General features: G+C 67.4%; 12 protein-coding genes and 1 pseudogene. 7 read left to right on the forward strand and 6 right to left on the reverse strand.

All coding sequences use genetic code 11. The annotated features are described in order from the left end of the window. Nucleotides 1-100 precede the first annotated feature (100 nt). Entirely contained in the window at nt 101-229 is a 129-nt protein-coding gene (locus EKL94_RS22680; protein ID WP_254919678.1) for a hypothetical protein, read from the reverse strand. A gap of 188 nt (nt 230-417) precedes the next feature. On the opposite strand from EKL94_RS22680, the gene EKL94_RS09865 reads away from it, so the two are divergent. The 3 genes and pseudogenes from EKL94_RS09865 to EKL94_RS09875 all read left to right on the forward strand — a co-directional run bounded on the left by EKL94_RS09865 (nt 418) and on the right by EKL94_RS09875 (nt 3610). Beyond that, nucleotides 418-834, forward strand: a complete 417-nt coding sequence (locus tag EKL94_RS09865; protein WP_126928953.1) for a baeRF12 domain-containing protein — start codon at nt 418-420, stop codon at nt 832-834. A gap of 5 nt (nt 835-839) precedes the next feature. Next, nucleotides 840-1162, forward strand: a pseudogene (locus EKL94_RS09870) (thioredoxin family protein). Nucleotides 1163-1258: 96 nt separating this feature from the next. Continuing rightward, nucleotides 1259-3610 carry a GH92 family glycosyl hydrolase gene (locus EKL94_RS09875; protein WP_126928954.1) on the forward strand — a complete coding sequence of 784 codons (2352 nt, stop codon included), beginning with the start codon at nt 1259-1261 and terminating at the stop codon, nt 3608-3610. 520 nt (nt 3611-4130) lie between these two features. Here the strand turns inward: EKL94_RS09875 and EKL94_RS09880 are convergent. Beyond that, a complete protein-coding gene (locus EKL94_RS09880; protein WP_126928955.1) occupies nt 4131-5513 on the reverse strand; it encodes a sensor histidine kinase in 1383 nt (460 codons plus the stop codon). Beyond that, complete coding sequence (locus EKL94_RS09885) at nt 5506-6180, reverse strand: response regulator (RefSeq protein ID WP_057501575.1); 675 nt, start codon at nt 6178-6180, stop codon at nt 5506-5508. Before EKL94_RS09885 ends, EKL94_RS09880 begins: the two co-directional genes overlap by 8 nt. 62 nt (nt 6181-6242) lie before the next feature. On the opposite strand from EKL94_RS09885, the gene EKL94_RS09890 reads away from it, so the two are divergent. The 3 genes from EKL94_RS09890 to EKL94_RS09900 are packed head-to-tail and all read left to right on the forward strand — an operon-like array spanning nt 6243 to nt 11733. Beyond that, entirely contained in the window at nt 6243-7490 is a 1248-nt protein-coding gene (locus EKL94_RS09890; RefSeq protein WP_126928956.1) for a TolC family protein, read from the forward strand. Next, nucleotides 7487-8659, forward strand: coding sequence for an efflux RND transporter periplasmic adaptor subunit (locus tag EKL94_RS09895; protein WP_126928957.1), 1173 nt, complete (start codon nt 7487-7489; stop codon nt 8657-8659). Before EKL94_RS09890 ends, EKL94_RS09895 begins: the two co-directional genes overlap by 4 nt. Further along, on the forward strand, nt 8656-11733 hold the full coding sequence (locus EKL94_RS09900) for an efflux RND transporter permease subunit (protein WP_126928958.1): 3078 nt from the start codon (nt 8656-8658) through the stop codon (nt 11731-11733). Before EKL94_RS09895 ends, EKL94_RS09900 begins: the two co-directional genes overlap by 4 nt. A gap of 100 nt (nt 11734-11833) precedes the next feature. On the opposite strand, the gene EKL94_RS09905 is transcribed toward EKL94_RS09900, so the two are convergent. Continuing rightward, complete coding sequence (locus EKL94_RS09905; protein WP_126928959.1) at nt 11834-12577, reverse strand: SDR family oxidoreductase; 744 nt, start codon at nt 12575-12577, stop codon at nt 11834-11836. A gap of 106 nt (nt 12578-12683) precedes the next feature. Here EKL94_RS09905 and EKL94_RS09910 point away from each other — a divergent pair, with 106 nt between their 5' ends. Continuing rightward, the gene (locus EKL94_RS09910; protein WP_126928960.1) at nt 12684-13625 is read left to right on the forward strand and encodes a LysR family transcriptional regulator; all 942 of its coding nucleotides are present in this window, start codon (nt 12684-12686) and stop codon (nt 13623-13625) included. Between the two features lie 65 nt (nt 13626-13690). On the opposite strand, the gene EKL94_RS09915 is transcribed toward EKL94_RS09910, so the two are convergent. Together EKL94_RS09915 and EKL94_RS09920 are read right to left on the reverse strand one after the other, a co-directional pair. Further along, nucleotides 13691-15058 carry a heavy metal sensor histidine kinase gene (locus tag EKL94_RS09915; RefSeq protein WP_126928961.1) on the reverse strand — a complete coding sequence of 456 codons (1368 nt, stop codon included), beginning with the start codon at nt 15056-15058 and terminating at the stop codon, nt 13691-13693. Continuing rightward, nucleotides 15055-15753 (reverse strand): heavy metal response regulator transcription factor, encoded by a 699-nt coding sequence (locus EKL94_RS09920; protein WP_126928962.1) that lies wholly within the window; start codon nt 15751-15753, stop codon nt 15055-15057. The genes EKL94_RS09915 and EKL94_RS09920 overlap by 4 nt, the downstream gene beginning before the upstream one ends. Nucleotides 15754-15780: the final 27 nt, after the last annotated feature.

Genomic DNA, 15780 nt, shown 5'->3' on the forward strand with positions numbered 1-15780 from the left:
CCGCAGGGGCGGAGACGCGACAACGGGATCACAACGACCGCGCAGTCAGCGGCCGGGTATCACATCAGCGTAGGGGTGCAGGCAAGAGGGCCTGCGGGCGTCATCCGCCGGGATCCAGCGCAAGGCGATGGAAATGCAGGGCGGGAGCATTCGTGGCAAGCGAAGCGCCGGTCGGCAGTGCTTCCCACGTAACAGGTGCGCCCGTCACGTAGTGGGTCTTGTCGATCATTGATTCATCATAACGGCATCGGCGTGAGCGTGCAGCGAAGCGGACTGATCTGCACGCTGTGTTCCATCGCGCCTGTTCATCTGCACTGAACGCGATGACGTGCATTGAACGAACTCTGGCCGTAGCGCTCACATGATCCTGTCTACGGTGGTGGTGAACGCAATAACGCAATCGAGAAGGAGCATCGCATGACCCGTCGCATTCCCGAAGGTACGCTGATCATTGTCGCCGATGGCGGTTCGGCTCGCGTGTTCACCAACGTCGGCAGCGATCATCAGCTGACGCTGAAGCAGGAAGGCGAACTGCGCCTGCAGGACATCAGCGAGCAGGGTGTATCCGGGCAGGGGCCTGCGGGTGCAGTGCCGAAGGACATGTCGGTCTCGCAGCTCAATGAGGCCACGTTCGCCAAGCAGGTGGCGGAACAGCTCAATGAGGATGCGTTGAAGAACCGCTATGCACATCTGGTGCTGATCGCGGATCCGACCACGCTGGGGCGCATCCGTCCGCTGCTGCACAAGGAAACCCAGGCCCGCCTGCTGGGCGACATCGCCAAGGACCTGACCAACGCGCCGTTGGCGGATATCCAGAAGGCGCTGGCGGCGTAGCGCGGATGCCTTTCATGCGCGATCACCTGTCGGCGGAGCCCGGTCGCCCGGATGTGGAGGCACGGGTCAGCTGGCAGCTCCTTGAGTTCGGTGCACCCTGGTGTGGCCATTGCCAGGCCGCGCAGACCGCGTTGCAGCCTTTGTCGAAGCGAATGATCTGCCGCACTGGAAGATCGAGGATGGCAAGGGAAGGCCATTGGGGCGGGCGTTCAAGGTGAAGCTGTGGCCTACGGTGGTGCTGCTGCACGATGGAGAAGAGGTCGCGCGGGTGGTAAGGCCGCTGGACAGCGCGGACCTCATGGCGTTGCAGAGCGCGCTTCCCGATTGAAGATTGAACCGGGCGTGGGACGCGGGGCAGTCGCACTGCAGCATGCGGCGTGACAGGCCCGGTGCTAGCATCCGGCTACCATCTGAATCGATCCAAATGCCGATGCCCACGCTGGACCGTCGTCTCCTGATCGCTGTCGCCGCCACGGCGATGCTCGCTTCCGGCCTGGCTTCGGCCGCGCCTGCCAGAACCGCCGCCGACAAGGCCTATGCATCGGTGGACCCGTTTATCGGCACCGGTGGCGAAGGTCACACCTATCCGGGTGCAACGGTGCCGTTCGGCATGGTCCAGCTCAGCCCGGATACGCGCATCCAGCCGCGCGAGAAGGCCTATGGTTGGGCGGCCGGCTACCGCTATGACGACAGCAGCATCGTCGGCTTCTCGCACACCCATTTTTCCGGCACTGGCCATTCCGATCTGGGCGACATCCTGCTGATGCCGTTCACCGGCAGTCCCGGCCTGGAGCGTGGCGATCCCGAGAAGCCGCGCAGCGGCTATGCCTCGCGCTTCCGCCATGACGACGAGAAAGCGGAGCCGGGCTACTACGCGGTCACCTTGGACGATTACAAGGTGCGTGCGGAGCTGACCACCAGTACCCGCGTGGGTGTGCATCGCTACGCCTTCCCGAAGGGCACCGACGCCAAGGTGCTGCTGGACATGCGCACCAGCATGTACGACTACCCGGGCAAGGTGTTGTGGTCGCGGGTGCGGGTGCGTGCTGATGGCACGGTCACCGGCTTCCGCGAAACCCGCGGCTGGGCGCCGGGCCGCGAGCTGTACTTCGCGATGCGTTTCTCGCGCCCGCTGGCCGGGCATGAGCTGCACAACACCGAGCAGGACATCGTCTACAAGGGCTTCCCGCCGCCGGGCGAGAAGGATCCGTCCCAGCGCGCACAGATCGAGGGCCGTCAGCTGGTCGGTACCTTCGCATTCGGCAAGCTGGATGCACCGCTGGTGGTCAAGGTTGCCATCTCGCCGGTCAGCGAGGCCGGCGCCATTGCCAACCTCGACGCGGAAGTGGCCGACTTCGATTTCGACCGCGTGCGTGCGCAGGCGAAACAGGAATGGACGCAGGCGCTGTCGGTGCTCGATATCGATGCACCCGAGCACGCTCGCCGCAGTGCCTATACCGCGCTGTACCACACGATGCTGGGGCCGACGCTGTTCATGGATGCCGATGGCCAGTACCGCGGTTCGGACAACGCGGTGCACAAGGCCGATGGCTTCACCCACTACTCCACGTTCTCGCTGTGGGACACCTACCGCGCGCTGCATCCGTTGCTGACGCTGGTGCAGCCGGAGAAGCGCAACAGCGACTTCGTCAATTCCATGCTCGCCCACCATGAGCACAGTCCATACGGCATGCTGCCGGTGTGGTCGTTCCATGGCCTGGAAGACTGGTGCATGATCGGCTACCACGCCGTGCCGGTGATCGCCGACGCCTACGTGAAGGGCATTCGTGGCTTCGACGCGGACAAGGCGCTGAAGGCGATGGTCGAGACCGCCAACTACGGCCCCTATGACGGCATCGCGCAGTACCGCGAGCTGGGCTACGTGCCGATCGACGAGGAAGGTGAAGCGGCCAGCAAGACGCTGGAATACGCCTTCGACGACTGGACCATCGCACGAATGGCGCAGGCGATGGGCAAGGGCGATATCGCGGCGACATTCGACAAGCGCGCGGGTAACTGGCGCAACGCGTTCGACAAGGACACCGGCTTCATGCGCGCACGCAAGCGCGACGGCAGCTTCCGCACTCCGTTCGACCCCAGCGCCAGCGGCTACGGTACCGACTACACCGAGGGCAACGCGTGGCAGTATTCGTGGTACGTGCCGCAGGACGTCGCCGGCCTGGCGGCAGCGCACGGTGGCAGCGACAAGCTACTCGCGCGCCTGGACGAGGTGTTCAACGCCAAGGTGGATCCGTCCATCTTCGAGCACATGGAAGACATCACCGGGCTGATCGGCTGGTATGCACATGGCAACGAACCCAGCCACCATGTGGCCTACCTGTACTCGTACGCTGGCCAGCCGTGGCGCACCCAGGCGCGCCTGAAGCAGATCATGGACACCCAGTACGCCGACCGTCCGGATGGCCTGGCCGGCAACGATGATGTCGGCCAGATGTCGGCGTGGTATGTGTTCACCGCGCTGGGCTTCTACCCGGTGGCACCGGGCTCGGGCGAGTACATCCTCGGCCGCCCGTTCCTGCCGAAGACCGCGATGCGCCTGCCCAATGGCAAGACGTTCACCATCGTGGCCGAGGGGCTGGATGACAAGCGCACCTATGTGGGCAGCGTGAGCCTCAACGGCAAGCCGCTGCAGCGTACCTTCCTGCGCCATGACGAGATCCTGGCCGGTGGCGAGCTGCGCTTCAGCATGCAGGCCGAACCGAACAAGGACTGGCCGGGGCAGGGCGCGCAGGCGCCGTATTCGATGAGCCGGTGATGCGGGGCGGCGCCGCATTGCCGCCGTCATTGCCCCGCACGTGGTAGGTGCCAACCTTGGTTGGCACGCAGGAGGACAACGGCGCCAACCAAGGTGGGTGTCTACCGGAATCCGTGGGTCGGGGCGCCTTTGGTAGGTGCCAACCTTGGTTGGCACGTAGGAGATCAACGGCGCCCACCAAGGTGGGCGACTACCAGAATCTGCCGGCCGGGGTGCCTTTGGTAGGTGCCAACCTCGGTTGGCACGCAGGTGGCCAACGGCGCCCACCAAGGTGGGTGTCTACCGGAATCCGTGGGTCGGGGCGCCTTTGGTAGGTGCCAACCTTGGTTGGCACGCGGAAGATCAACGGCGCCCACCAAGATGGGCGTCTACCGGAATCCGCCGGCCGATGTGCCTTTGGTAGATGCCAACCTTGGTTGGCACGCAGGAGATCAACGGCGCCCACCAAGGTGGGCGTCTACCGGAATCCGGAGGCCGGGGTGCCTTGGGTGGGTGCCAACCTTGGTTGGCACGCAGGACATCATCGGGAACGAAACCGCAACCCCACCCGCGCGCCACCGATCGGGGCGGTATCAATCATCAGGGTCGCGCCATGTCGCTGCGCGATCTCGGCCACGATCGCCAACCCCAGCCCGCAGCCATCGCCTTCGCTGCTGGCCCGGTAGAAGCGTTCCGTGACGCGCGTGCGTTCGGCTTCGGCAATGCCGGCGCCGTCATCGTCCACCCATGCCTGCACGCCATCGGCCTCCTGCCGAACGCCAAGGGTGATCACACCGGGCACGGCACCGTAGCGCAGCGCGTTGTCCAACAGGTTGCCCAACGCTTCGCGCAGCAGCTGCGGATCGCCCTGTACCTGCACGCCGTCGTCTGGCCCCTCGTAGCCCAGATCCACGCCCGCCGCCAACGCACGGTCGGCGTAGCGCTCCACCACGCCGCGTGCCAACGCAGTCAGGTCCACTGATTGCAGTGGCAGTGCACTGCCATGCGGATCTTCCGAGCGGCTGAGCATCAGCAGCTGGTTGACCAGATGCTGCAAGCGGGCCAGCCCGGCCAGCGTGCCGGACAGCGCCAGCTGCTGGGCCTGCGGGTCGTGCTGGCGCAATGAACTCTCCAGCTCCACCTGCATGGCCGCCAGCGGCGTGCGCAGCTGGTGCGCGGCATTGCTGACAAAGCGCCGCTGCGCATCCTGCATCGCGTCCAGGCGCTGCAGCAGCGCGTTGTAGGCCTCCACCGCCGGCCACAGTTCGCGCGGTGCCTCCTGCGCAGGGTCCAACGGTGCCAACGGATCCGGCCGCGGGCTGGCCAGCTTCCGCGCAACCAGGTTGGCATGGCGAGCGGCAGCGCCTGTTCCGGACCAGGCCAGCCACGCCGCCAGTGCCAGGATTGCGGCCTGGAAGGGAACGCTGGTCAGCAGCAGCTTGCGCTCCAGCCGGTGGCGTTTGCGCAGTGTCTCGGCCACGCGCAGCCGGATGTCATGGCCCGGCCCGGCGCTGACCACCACTTCGACCATGCGCACCGGTTGACCACGCACACGTGCATCGTAGTAGACGGCGTCGTCATCATTTCCCGCTGCGATTGCGGGGCGTGGCAGGGCTTCGGGCAGGTCGCCATACAGACGCCCACCCTCGGCATCGACCACCTCGCCATGCACTTCGTCGGCAGTGTCCCAGGTGAACATTCGCGAGACCGCCGGGGTGATCTCGATCGAAGCGCGACCATCCTGCACCGTCACCAGTTCGGACAACGACATCGCCGAATCCAGCAGCCAGCGGTCGTAGACCTGGCCGGCATAGAACCGGGCCAGCGCAAATGAACCCACTGCGCTGCACAGCAGCAGTACCAGCAGCGGCAGCCACAGGCGTCTCAGCAGCAGGCCGCGCAGGCTGTGCACGCGCTCAGTCACCCACGGCCTCCAGGCGATAACCCAGGCCACGCAGCATGCGGATGCCGACGCCGGCATGCGCCTGTTCCAGCTTGCGTCGCAGGCGGCTGACATGCACTTCGATCACCGACAGGTTGGCCTCGTGGTCCCAGCTGTACAGCGCATCGAACAGGCGCTGCTTGGTAACCGTGCGGCCGGGATGCTGCATCAGTGCCTCGACCAGCGACAGCTCGCGCGCGGTCAGTTCGATGCGCTGGCCTTCAACCTGCACTTCATTGCGGATGCTGTCGAAGCACAACCGGCCCAATCGCTTCTGCGCGGGCGCATCGCTGCGGCGGCGCGACAGTGCACGCAGGCGGGCTTCCAGCTCACCGAGTGCGAACGGCTTGGCCAGGTAATCGTCGCCACCGCGGTCGAGGCCGAGGATGCGGTCCTCCACACCATCGCGTGCGGTGAGGATCAGCACCGGCAGGGTGGCGCCGTCGTTGCGCAGGCGTGAGAGCAGGTCCAGACCATCGACGTCGGGCAATGAAAGGTCCAGCACCATCACGTCATACGGTGCGCTGGCCAGTGCCGCCGGCGCGTGCAGTCCACGCGAGAGGTGGTCGCACAGATGACCGGCACCCTGCAGGGCGCGGATCAGTCCATCGGCCAGAGCGGCGTCGTCTTCGATCAGCAGAATTCGCATTGCAAGCTTCGTGCAAGGTTGGGGCAAGTTTGGCGCAAGTGCATCACCTTACCGTGACGTGCATGAATTTCTCCTCTCGTCTTGCGGCCGTGCTGGCCACTCTTCTGTGCGCGCCTGCGGCTTCGGCGCTGTCCCTGCAGGAAGCGCAGCGCGCAATGGAAGCGCACAACCCGGACCTGCGCGCGGCGGCACTGGAGCTGCGCGGTGTGCAGGGCGATGCGCAGACGGCGGCGCTGCGTCCGGCCACCGAACTGTCGATCGGCACCAGCAAGATCAGCCCCAAGCATGGTATCGGCCCTGGGCGCTGGCAGGACAAGCGGGTGGACAGCACCGTGGGCTTGGGCTGGACCTGGGAACGTGGTGGCAAGCGCGCACTGCGCATCCGTCAGGCAGACACGCTGCTGGAAGTGGCCGGGCTGGAGATGCTCGATGCGCGGCGCCGCCAGCAGGTGGCCCTGCATGAAACCTATTTCGGCCTGAAGAGCGCGCAGGAGCGGGCGCAGATCGCCGATGCCAACCGCCAGAGTTCGGCCGAGCAGATGGCGGCGGCGGACAAGCAGGTTGCGACAGGGGCGATGGCGCCGGTCGACCGCGCGCGGCTGGCGGTGGACGACCTGGCGGTGGCCGATGCGGCGCGCGAGGCGGCGCTGGATCTGCGCGATGCGCGGCATGCGCTGGGACTGCTGCTCGGCCGCGACGACAGCCATGACCTCAGCGCCGATGATCCGTGGCCAGACCCCGCGGGCAGGGCCGATGCGCGTGCGTTCGATCCGCAGCAGCGCGCCGATCTGCGCGCGGCACGTTCGCGCCTGGCCGCAGCCGATGCCGGTGTGGCGCTGGCGCGCAGTGAGCGCTACCGCGACATCCAGTTGGGCGTGGAGGCCGAGCGCGAACCGACCGACATCAGCGGCGTCACCTGGGGTGTGTCATTGACCATTCCGTTGGGCGGCCCGTCGCGTGCACGTGGCGCGATCCAGCGTGCCGAGGCCGACCGTGACAACGCCGCGCTGGAGCTGCAGGTGCGGCAGCGCGAAGCACGCGCCGAACTGGACCAGCTGCAGGCCAGTGCACAGGCTGCCGCGCAGCGCCGCAGCGACTACGAAGGACTGCAGTCCGACGCTGCACGCAAGGCAGTGCAGGGCATCGAACTGGCTTACCGCCGCGGCGCCGCCAGCCTGACCGATCTGCTGGATGCGCGCCGCAGCTGGCGCGAGTTCGAGGCTGCGTTGATTGAAGCGCGAGCCGACCATGCCATTGCCCTGGCGCGCTGGGAAGCGGCCACATCCATTGCTGAAGGAGAGTCCCGATGAAGTCCACCGTCGCCCATCGCCCGCGGGCGCGACACGCTGTGCTGCCGGCCTTGCTGGCGCTGGCCCTGCTGGGCGGCTGTGGCCGCGAGCCGGCGTCCTACACCGAGGATGCGCCGCAGATCAGTGCCGGCCAGATCCAGTTTCCTGCCGGCAGCCGGCAGTTGGACGTGCTGCGCAGCGAGGCGGTGACCGCCGGCGCCAGCGCCTGCCTGAAGCTGCCGGGCCGGGTGGTATGGGACGAGGCCCGTTCCAGTGCACTGCGCACGCCGTTGGCAGGGCAGGTGGCGCGCATCGAGGCGCAGCCGGGGCAGAAAGTGAAGGCTGGCCAGGTGATCGCCTGGATCACCTCGCCCGAATTCGGCCAGGCCCAGGCCGACGGCGTGCGTGGCCGCGCCGAGCTGCAGCAGGCACGCAAGGAGCTGGAGCGCACCCGCGAGCTGCATGCGGCGGGTGTGGCGTCGGGCCGCGAACTGGACGAGGCCGAGGCCAACTTCGCCGGCAGCCAGGCCGATCATGCGCGTGCAACCGCCTTCGCCAAGGCGTATGGCAATGGCCAGCACGTTGACCAGCGCCTGCCGCTGCGCGCGCCGATCGATGGCGTGCTGGTGGAGCGGCGGATGAGCCCGGGCATGGCGGTCAGCCCCGACAGCGAACAGCCGTTGGCGGTGATTGGCGATCCGGACCGCCTGTGGCTGCTGCTGGATGTTCCGGAGAACCTGGCCGGACGCTTGAAGGCGGGCATGCAGGTGACCGTGCCCGGCGCCGATGGACAGCCGCTGCAGGCGACCCTGCAGCACGTGGATGATTTCGTCGACAGCGAACGCCGCGTGGTGCAGGCGCGCGCCGAGCTGGACAACCGCGCACGCGGCTTCAAGGCGGGACAGTACGTGCGCGCCCAGGTGGCGTTGCCGGCCGAGGGCGGTGTCTCGCTGTCCGATGCGGCCGTGCTGTTGATCGACGGCAAGCAGGTGGTGTTCGTGGAGGAGGGCAAGGGCCGCTTCGTGCGCCACGCCGTGCACGCCGAGGAACTGGGCGATGGCCGGCTGTGGGTGCGTGAGGGCCTGGCCGCAGGCGCCAGGGTGGTGGTCGAGGGCGGCCTGCTGCTGCAGCAGCTGGCGGACAGCGCGCCGGCTGCCGCCAGTACCGGCACGGGGCACGCCGCCCCATGATCGATCGCCTGATTGCCTACTGCCTGCGCCAGCCATTGATGGTGATGCTGGCACTGCTGCTGTTCATTGGCGCTGGCATTGCCGCGTTCCGCGTGCTGCCGGTGGAAGCCTTCCCGGATGTGTCCGACACCCAGGTGACAGTGGTATCGCTGCACCCGGGCCGGGCCGCCGAAGAGGTCGAGCGCGAGGTGACGATGCCACTGGAGGTGGCACTGTCCGGCATCCCGCATTCGGTGCGGGTGTTCTCGCATACGCAGTTCGGCCTGTCGATGATCATCCTGACCTTCGACGACAAGGCCGATGACTACTTCGCGCGCCAGCAGGTGCTGGAGCGCCTGCAGGGCGTGGAGCTGCCGGAAGGGGTGACCCCGGAACTGGAGGCGATGAGCTCGGCGGTAGGTGAGATCTACCGTTATGTGCTGAAAGGCCCGCACATGACGCCAACCCAGCTGCGCACCGTTCAGGAATGGACGATGGAGCGCAGTCTGCGCACCGTACCCGGGGTGGCTGATGTGATCAGCTTCGGCGGCTTCGCGCGCACCTTCCAGGTCAAGCCGGACCTGGACAAGCTGCGTGACCGCGGCATCAGCCTGGGTGAGTTCGCCGAGGCGCTGGAAAAAGGCAGCTCGAATGCGGGCGGCGGCTATGTGGAGCGTGGCCAGCAGCAGTTCCTGATCCGCGGTGTGGGCCTGATGCGTTCGCCGGCCGACATCGGCAACGTGGTGGTGGCGCAGCGCGGGGGCACGCCGATCCTGGTGCGCGACCTGGCCGGCATCGCCGACACCGGCCTGCCGCGTCAGGGCCTGGTCGGCCAGGACGACAACGACGATGCAGTGTTCGGCATGGTGCTGATGCGCAAGGGCGAGAATCCGTCCGACGTACTGGACGCCCTGCATGCGCGCATCGCCGAGATCGAGGCCAACCAGTTGCCGGCCGGGGTCAGCATCGAGCCGTTCTACGACCGCTCGTGGCTGGTCACGACCACGCTGAAGACGGTCTTCCGCAACCTGCTGGAAGGCGCGGTTCTGGTGTTCCTGGTGCTGTGGCTGTTCCTGTACAACGCCCGCGCCGCGCTGATCGTGGCGGCGATGATGCCGCTGGCGCTGCTGTCGACCTTCCTGGGCCTGCATCTGTGGGGCGTGCCGGCGAACCTGCTGTCGTTGGGTGCGATGGACTTCGGCATCATCATCGATGGCGCGGTGATCGTCACCGAGCACATCGTCTCGCGGTTGTCGAAGCTGCCCCCTACGGCCGACCGGAAGACACGGTTCTCGACCATTCTTTCGGCAGCGTCGGAAGTGGGGCGGCCGACGTTCTTCTCGATGCTGATCATCATCGCCGCGCACATCCCGATCTTCACATTGCAGCGCCAGGAAGGCCGCATGTTCGCGCCGATGGCGTACTCGGTGACCTCGGCGTTGATCGGTGCGTTGATCCTGGCGCTGACCGTGGTGCCACTGTTCTGCTACTGGTGGCTGCGGCGCGACCGCATGCGCGACGGCAATCCGTTGATGGACCGCCTGACCGGCTGGTACCGGCCGATCCTGGAGCGCGCATTGGCCCGTCCGCGTGCGGTGGTATTGACCGCGGTTGCGCTGCTGGTCGGTACGCTGGCGCTGGGCACCCGGCTGGGGTCGGAGTTCCTGCCCGAGCTGGACGAAGGCTCGATATGGTTGACCGCCACGCTGGATCCCAGCACCAGCCTGGCTGAGGCGCAGCAGCAGTCGCGGCGCATCCGTGAGCTGGTCGGCACCTTCCCGCAGGTGTCGACGGTGGTGGCCAAACTGGGGCGCCCGGAAGACGGCTCCGATGCCAAGGGCGCCAACCAGATCGAGGCGCTGGTGGCGTTGAAGCCGGAGAAGGAATGGCCGAAGGGTGTGGACAAGCGACAGCTGGTCAGCGATCTGCAGCGCACGCTGGAGCAGCGCATTCCCGGGCCGGAGTTCTCGATCTCGCAGCCGGTGCGCGACAACATTCTGGAGAGCATCTCGCAGATCAAGGGCCAGGTGGTGATCAAGGTCAGCGGCTCGGATCTGGACGTGCTCAACCAGCAGGCACAGGCGATCCTGGGGCAAGTACGTGGCGTGGAGGGCGTAGAGAGCGCCTTCATCGACCGCGACGGTTCATTGCCGCAGCTGCAGATCGAGATCGACCGCGACCGTGCTGCGCGCTATGGGCTCAATGTGCGCGACATCGACGAGGTGATCGAGACCGCGCTGGGCGGGCGCCAGGTCGGCGAACTGTGGGAGGGCGACCGCAGGTTCCCGATCACGCTGCGCCTGGACGACGCCGACCGTGACCTGCAGCGGCTGCGCACGGTGCCGGTGGGCATCGGCGATGGCCACACGGTGACACTGTCCGACGTGGCCGACTTCCGCATGGCCAGCGGTGCGATCAACATCTCGCGCGAGAACGCACAGCGGGTGAAGGCGGTGAGCATCTTCATCGCCGGCCGCGACATGGGCAGCGTGGTGGCCGACATGCGCAAGCGCGTGGACGCCAGCGTGCAGCTGCCGGAAGGCTACCGCCTGGAATGGTCCGGCGAGTTCGAGAACCAGCAGCGTGCGATGAAGCGGCTGGGCTGGGTGATCCCGCTGTCGGTGCTGATCATCTTCGTGCTGCTGTTCGATGCCTTCAAGGACATCAGCAGTGCGGCGCTGATCCTGGCCAATGTGCCACTGGCGATGATCGGCGGCATCCTCGCCCTGTGGCTGACCGGCATCCCGCTGTCGGTGTCTGCGGCGATCGGCTTCATTGCATTGTTCGGGCAAGCGGTGCTGAACGGGGTGGTCATGCTCAGTCGCTTCGCGCAGCTGCGAGAGCAGGGCATGGACCTGCTGCAGTCGGTGGTACAGGGCTCGCTGCAGCGCCTGCGCACGGTGCTGATGACCGCGCTGCTGGCGATGTTTGGTCTGCTGCCGATGGCCACCTCGCATGCGATTGGTGCCGAGACCCAGAAACCGCTGGCGGTGGTGGTGATCGGTGGCCTGCTGTCGGCGATGCTGCTGACCCTGCTGGTACTGCCCACGCTGTACTACTGGGTACATCGTCGCCGCGAGGCGCGGACGGGCTGACGACGATGCCCGGTTCTCCGCCCGGTAGATGCCAACCTTGGTTGGCAAACGGCGAAGCGCCCACCAAGGTGGGCGACTACCGGTGTGCGATGGCCGCGACCTACACCATCCCGCCGTTGGCGCGCAGGACCTGGCCATTGATCCACCGGCCATCGGCACCGGCCAGGAACCCCACCGCGCCGGCGATGTCTTCCGGCGTACCCAGCCGCTCCAGAGGGGTCATCTTCGCCAGCCGCTCGATCAGCTCGGGCGACTTGCCGTCCAGGAACAGGTCGGTGGCGGTCGGGCCGGGCGCCACTGCGTTCACGGTGATGTTGCGCCCGCGCAGCTCCTTGCTGAGGATCGCGCCCATCGTCTCCACCGCTGCCTTGCTGGCCGCGTACACGCTGTAGTTCTCCAGCTTGATGCCAACCACGCTGGTGGACAGGGTGATCAGCCGGCCACCGTCGCGTACCCGTCGCGCGCTTTCGCGCAGCACGTTGAAGGCGCCCTTGAGGTTGATGCCGATCACCCGCTCGAACAATGCGTCGTCGGTGTCGGCCAGCGGCGCCAGCTGCAATACGCCTGCGCTGTTGACCACCACGTCGATGCCGCCGAAACGGGCTTCGATGGCGTCGAACAGCTGCCGCACCGCCTGCGGATCGGCGACATCGGCCTGCAGCGCGATGGCCTGCGCGCCGGCTGCGTTGAGTTCGGCCGCCAAGGCTTCGGCGTCGTCGCGGCGGCCCGCATAGTTGATCGCGACCGCGTGGCCATCGGCGGCCAGGCGGCGGGAGATGGCGGCGCCGATGCCACGGGAGCCGCCGGTGACGAGGGCGACAGAACGGGCGGGGGAGGGGGTCATGGTGGCTTCCAGCAGGGCACGCCGGCGTGGCGCAGAGCCATCTTCGCCACATCGGTGCTCCGGATAATCCTGCATAATCCGTCAACATCATCCGGATAGCCGAATAATGGATCGCTTCACGGCCATGCGCGCCTTCGTCCGTATCGTCGAGCGCCGCAGCTTCACCCGGGCCTCCGAGGACCTGGGCCTGCCGCGGGCCACGGTGACCGACGCGATCAAGGCGCTGGAACAGCGGCTGGGCGTGCGCCTGCTGCACCGGACCACGCGGCTGGTGGTGCCGACGCTGGAAGGCGAGGCCTTCTATGGCCGTTGCCTGCGTCTGATCGCCGACATGGACGATGCCGAGGCCGCGTTCCGTGACGCGCCGCCACGCGGTCCGTTGCGCATTGAAGTGCATGGCACGCTGGGCCGGCACCTGCTGTTTCCGCACCTGCCGGAATTCCTGCAGTGCTACCCGGAGATCGAACTGGACGTCAGTGAAGGCGACCGCTATGTCGACCTGCTGCGCGAAGGTGTGGATGCGGCGTTGCGGGTGGGGACGCTGGCCGACAGCGATCTGGCGGCGCGCCGGTTGGCGATGCTGCGCGAGGTCACGGTGGCCGCGCCGGGTTATGTGCAGGCGCACGGCCTGCCCGACACCATTGAATCGCTGGAGGAAGGGCATCAGATGGTCGGCTACCGCTCCAGCGCCACCGGCCAGCTGATTCCCCTGGAGTTCCAACAGGCTGGACAGGTGCGCTACGTGCCGCTGCCGGCGCGGGTGCGTGTTTCCGGCGCGGATGCATTCCTTGGGGCCGCGTTGGCGGGCCTGGGCATCATCCAGGCACCGCGCTACCGGATGGACCCGTATATCGCGCGCGGGCAGCTGGTTGAGCTGTTGCCGGAGGTGCCCCCGACGCCGAGCCCGTTGAGCCTGGTCTACCCGCGCAACCGCACGCCGTCGCCACGGTTGCGGGTGTTCATCGACTGGGTGGCCGGGGTGTTCGACCAGGCCGGGATTGCCGGCCAGCGGCCGGCACTACCGACCAGGGGGGCGCGCGCTGGGTAGTGCCGGCCGCTGGCCGGCAACTGCAATGCGCTTGATGTACCAGGGGTGCCGGCCAGCGGCCGGCACTACCGGGCGGCTGCGTCCGGCAGCACCAGCTCGAACACGGTGCCGGTGTCATCCGACACAACACTCACGCTGCCGCCATGCGCCTGTGCAATCGCGCGGGTAATCGCCAGCCCCAGCCCGGCACCTTCGTGGCGGCCACGCTCGCCGCGGAAGAAACGATCGAACAGGCGCGGCAGCGCTTCGGCGGCAATCGGTGTGCCGAGGTTGTGCACGCTGACCCTGCACACGCCATCGGCTTCGGCCAGCCGCACCCGCACCTCGCTACCGGCAGTGGCGTGCTTCAACGCGTTGGACAGCAGGTTGGCGATCGCACGGTGCAGCATCAAGCGATTGCCCTCGACGCGTGCGGTGCCGTCGCGGCGCAGGGTCAACTGCCGGTCCTCGGCCAGCAGGTCGTAGAACTCGAGCAGCGAATCCACCACTCCATCCAGCGCCACCGGCTCGCGCGAGGGCAACGCGCCCGGCGACTCGGCCTGCGCCAGGTACAGCAGGTCGCCCACGGTCTGCGCCAGCTGCTGCAGTTCCTCGGCACACGACGCCAGCGTCTCGCGGTAGGCCTCGTTGCTGCGCGGGTGCGCCAGCACCACCTGCACCTGGGTCAGCATGTTGGTGATCGGGGTGCGCAGCTCGTGGGCGAGGTCACCGGAGAACTCGGTCAGCCGCGCGAAGTCCTGCTGCAGGCGTGCAAGCATGCCGTTGAGGGTCTGCGCCAACTGCTCCAGTTCGGCCGGTGCGCTGCGCGCGCTCAGGCGGCGCTGCAGGCGACCAGCGGTGATCTGCCGGGCCTCATCGGCCAGCGTGCGCAGCGGCCGCAGCGTGCGCCGCACCACGTAGCCGCCGAGCAGGCTGCTGGCCACGGCGGCGCCGATGATGGCGATCGCCAGCAGATGGCGGAAGCGCTGCAGGAAATCGGCATGGCGGTCGTCATCGATGGCCAGCAGGGTGACCAGCTCGCTGCCGTCGGCCAGGGTCTGGCGCAGGTGCAGGGCATGCATGCAGCGACCATCGGTGAGGATCCAGTCGTGCCGCCGTGGCGCGGCGTCGATCGGCTGGCTGCGTGCATGCTCGCGCAGCAGTGCCGGTGCGGTGGAGAACAGCACCGCGCCTGTCCCATCAACAATGTGGAAGGCGATATCCGGATGGTGGCCCAGCGCCTCTGCCAACCGCTGCCCGCGTGCGGACGCAGGCCCGTTATCGGCGAGGTCACGGATCAACGCGACCTTGTTCTCCAGTTCGACGAAGTCCTGGGCGACCAGGTCGTGGCGGGCACTGACATAGATCGCCACGCCCAACGCGGCCAGCACCAGCGTGGCCACGATGGCGAACAGCAGCGTCAGCCGTACCGCGATGGAACGGCGCAGGTTCATCCGTTGCCCACAGCGCCGTCGTCCGGTGCTTCGAGCACGTAGCCCATGCCGCGCACGGTGACGATCAGCTTTGCATCGAAGTCATCGTCGATCTTCGCGCGCAGGCGGCGGATGGCCACGTCGATCACGTTGGTGTCGCTGTCGAAGTTCATGTCCCACACCTGCGAAGCGATCAACGAGCGCGGCAGCACTTCGCCGCGTCGGCGCGCCAGCAGCTCCAGCAGGGTGTATTCCTTCTGGCTGAGGGTGATGCGCTGGCCGCCGCGTTCGACCCGGCGGCGCAGGGTATCCACCACCAGGTCGGCGATGACGATGCGCTCGGCCTGCGGCAGCGCCTGGCCGCGACGCAGCAGGGTGCGCACGCGCGCCAGCAGCTCGGCGAAGGCGAATGGCTTGGCCAGGTAGTCGTCGGCGCCCAGCTCAAGGCCCTGCACGCGGTCGGCGATGCTGCTGCGCGCGGTCAGGAACAGCACCGGCACCTGCCAGCCGGCCTCGCGCAGCCGCGACAGCACGTTCCAGCCATCCAGGCCGGGCAGCATCACGTCCAGGATGACCAGCTGGTACTCGCCGCTGCTGGCCAGGTGCAGCCCGTCGACGCCGTTGCAGGCGAGATCGACCACGTAGCCGGCCTCGATCAGGCCCTGGCGCAGGTAGTTGCCGGTCTTGGGTTCGTCTTCGACGATCAGCAGTTTCATGATGCGCCCATCATCGCAGCTTGCGCG

This window comes from Stenotrophomonas maltophilia (genome assembly GCF_003970865.1).
In the GTDB taxonomy this organism is placed as follows: Bacteria; Pseudomonadota; Gammaproteobacteria; order Xanthomonadales; family Xanthomonadaceae; genus Stenotrophomonas; species Stenotrophomonas maltophilia_AR.

Excerpts from the sequence above, each read along its gene's own strand:
- EKL94_RS22680 (WP_254919678.1), bottom strand. The coding sequence starts at position 229 with ATGATCGACAAGACCCACTACGTGACGGGCGCACCTGTTACGTGGGAA.
- EKL94_RS09865 (WP_126928953.1), top strand. The coding sequence starts at position 418 with ATGACCCGTCGCATTCCCGAAGGTACGCTGATCATTGTCGCCGATGGC.
- EKL94_RS09875 (WP_126928954.1), top strand. The coding sequence starts at position 1,259 with ATGCCGATGCCCACGCTGGACCGTCGTCTCCTGATCGCTGTCGCCGCC.
- EKL94_RS09885 (WP_057501575.1), bottom strand. The coding sequence starts at position 6,180 with ATGCGAATTCTGCTGATCGAAGACGACGCCGCTCTGGCCGATGGACTG.
- EKL94_RS09890 (WP_126928956.1), top strand. The coding sequence starts at position 6,243 with ATGAATTTCTCCTCTCGTCTTGCGGCCGTGCTGGCCACTCTTCTGTGC.
- EKL94_RS09895 (WP_126928957.1), top strand. The coding sequence starts at position 7,487 with ATGAAGTCCACCGTCGCCCATCGCCCGCGGGCGCGACACGCTGTGCTG.
- EKL94_RS09900 (WP_126928958.1), top strand. The coding sequence starts at position 8,656 with ATGATCGATCGCCTGATTGCCTACTGCCTGCGCCAGCCATTGATGGTG.
- EKL94_RS09905 (WP_126928959.1), bottom strand. The coding sequence starts at position 12,577 with ATGACCCCCTCCCCCGCCCGTTCTGTCGCCCTCGTCACCGGCGGCTCC.
- EKL94_RS09910 (WP_126928960.1), top strand. The coding sequence starts at position 12,684 with ATGGATCGCTTCACGGCCATGCGCGCCTTCGTCCGTATCGTCGAGCGC.
- EKL94_RS09915 (WP_126928961.1), bottom strand. The coding sequence starts at position 15,058 with ATGAACCTGCGCCGTTCCATCGCGGTACGGCTGACGCTGCTGTTCGCC.
- EKL94_RS09920 (WP_126928962.1), bottom strand. The coding sequence starts at position 15,753 with ATGAAACTGCTGATCGTCGAAGACGAACCCAAGACCGGCAACTACCTG.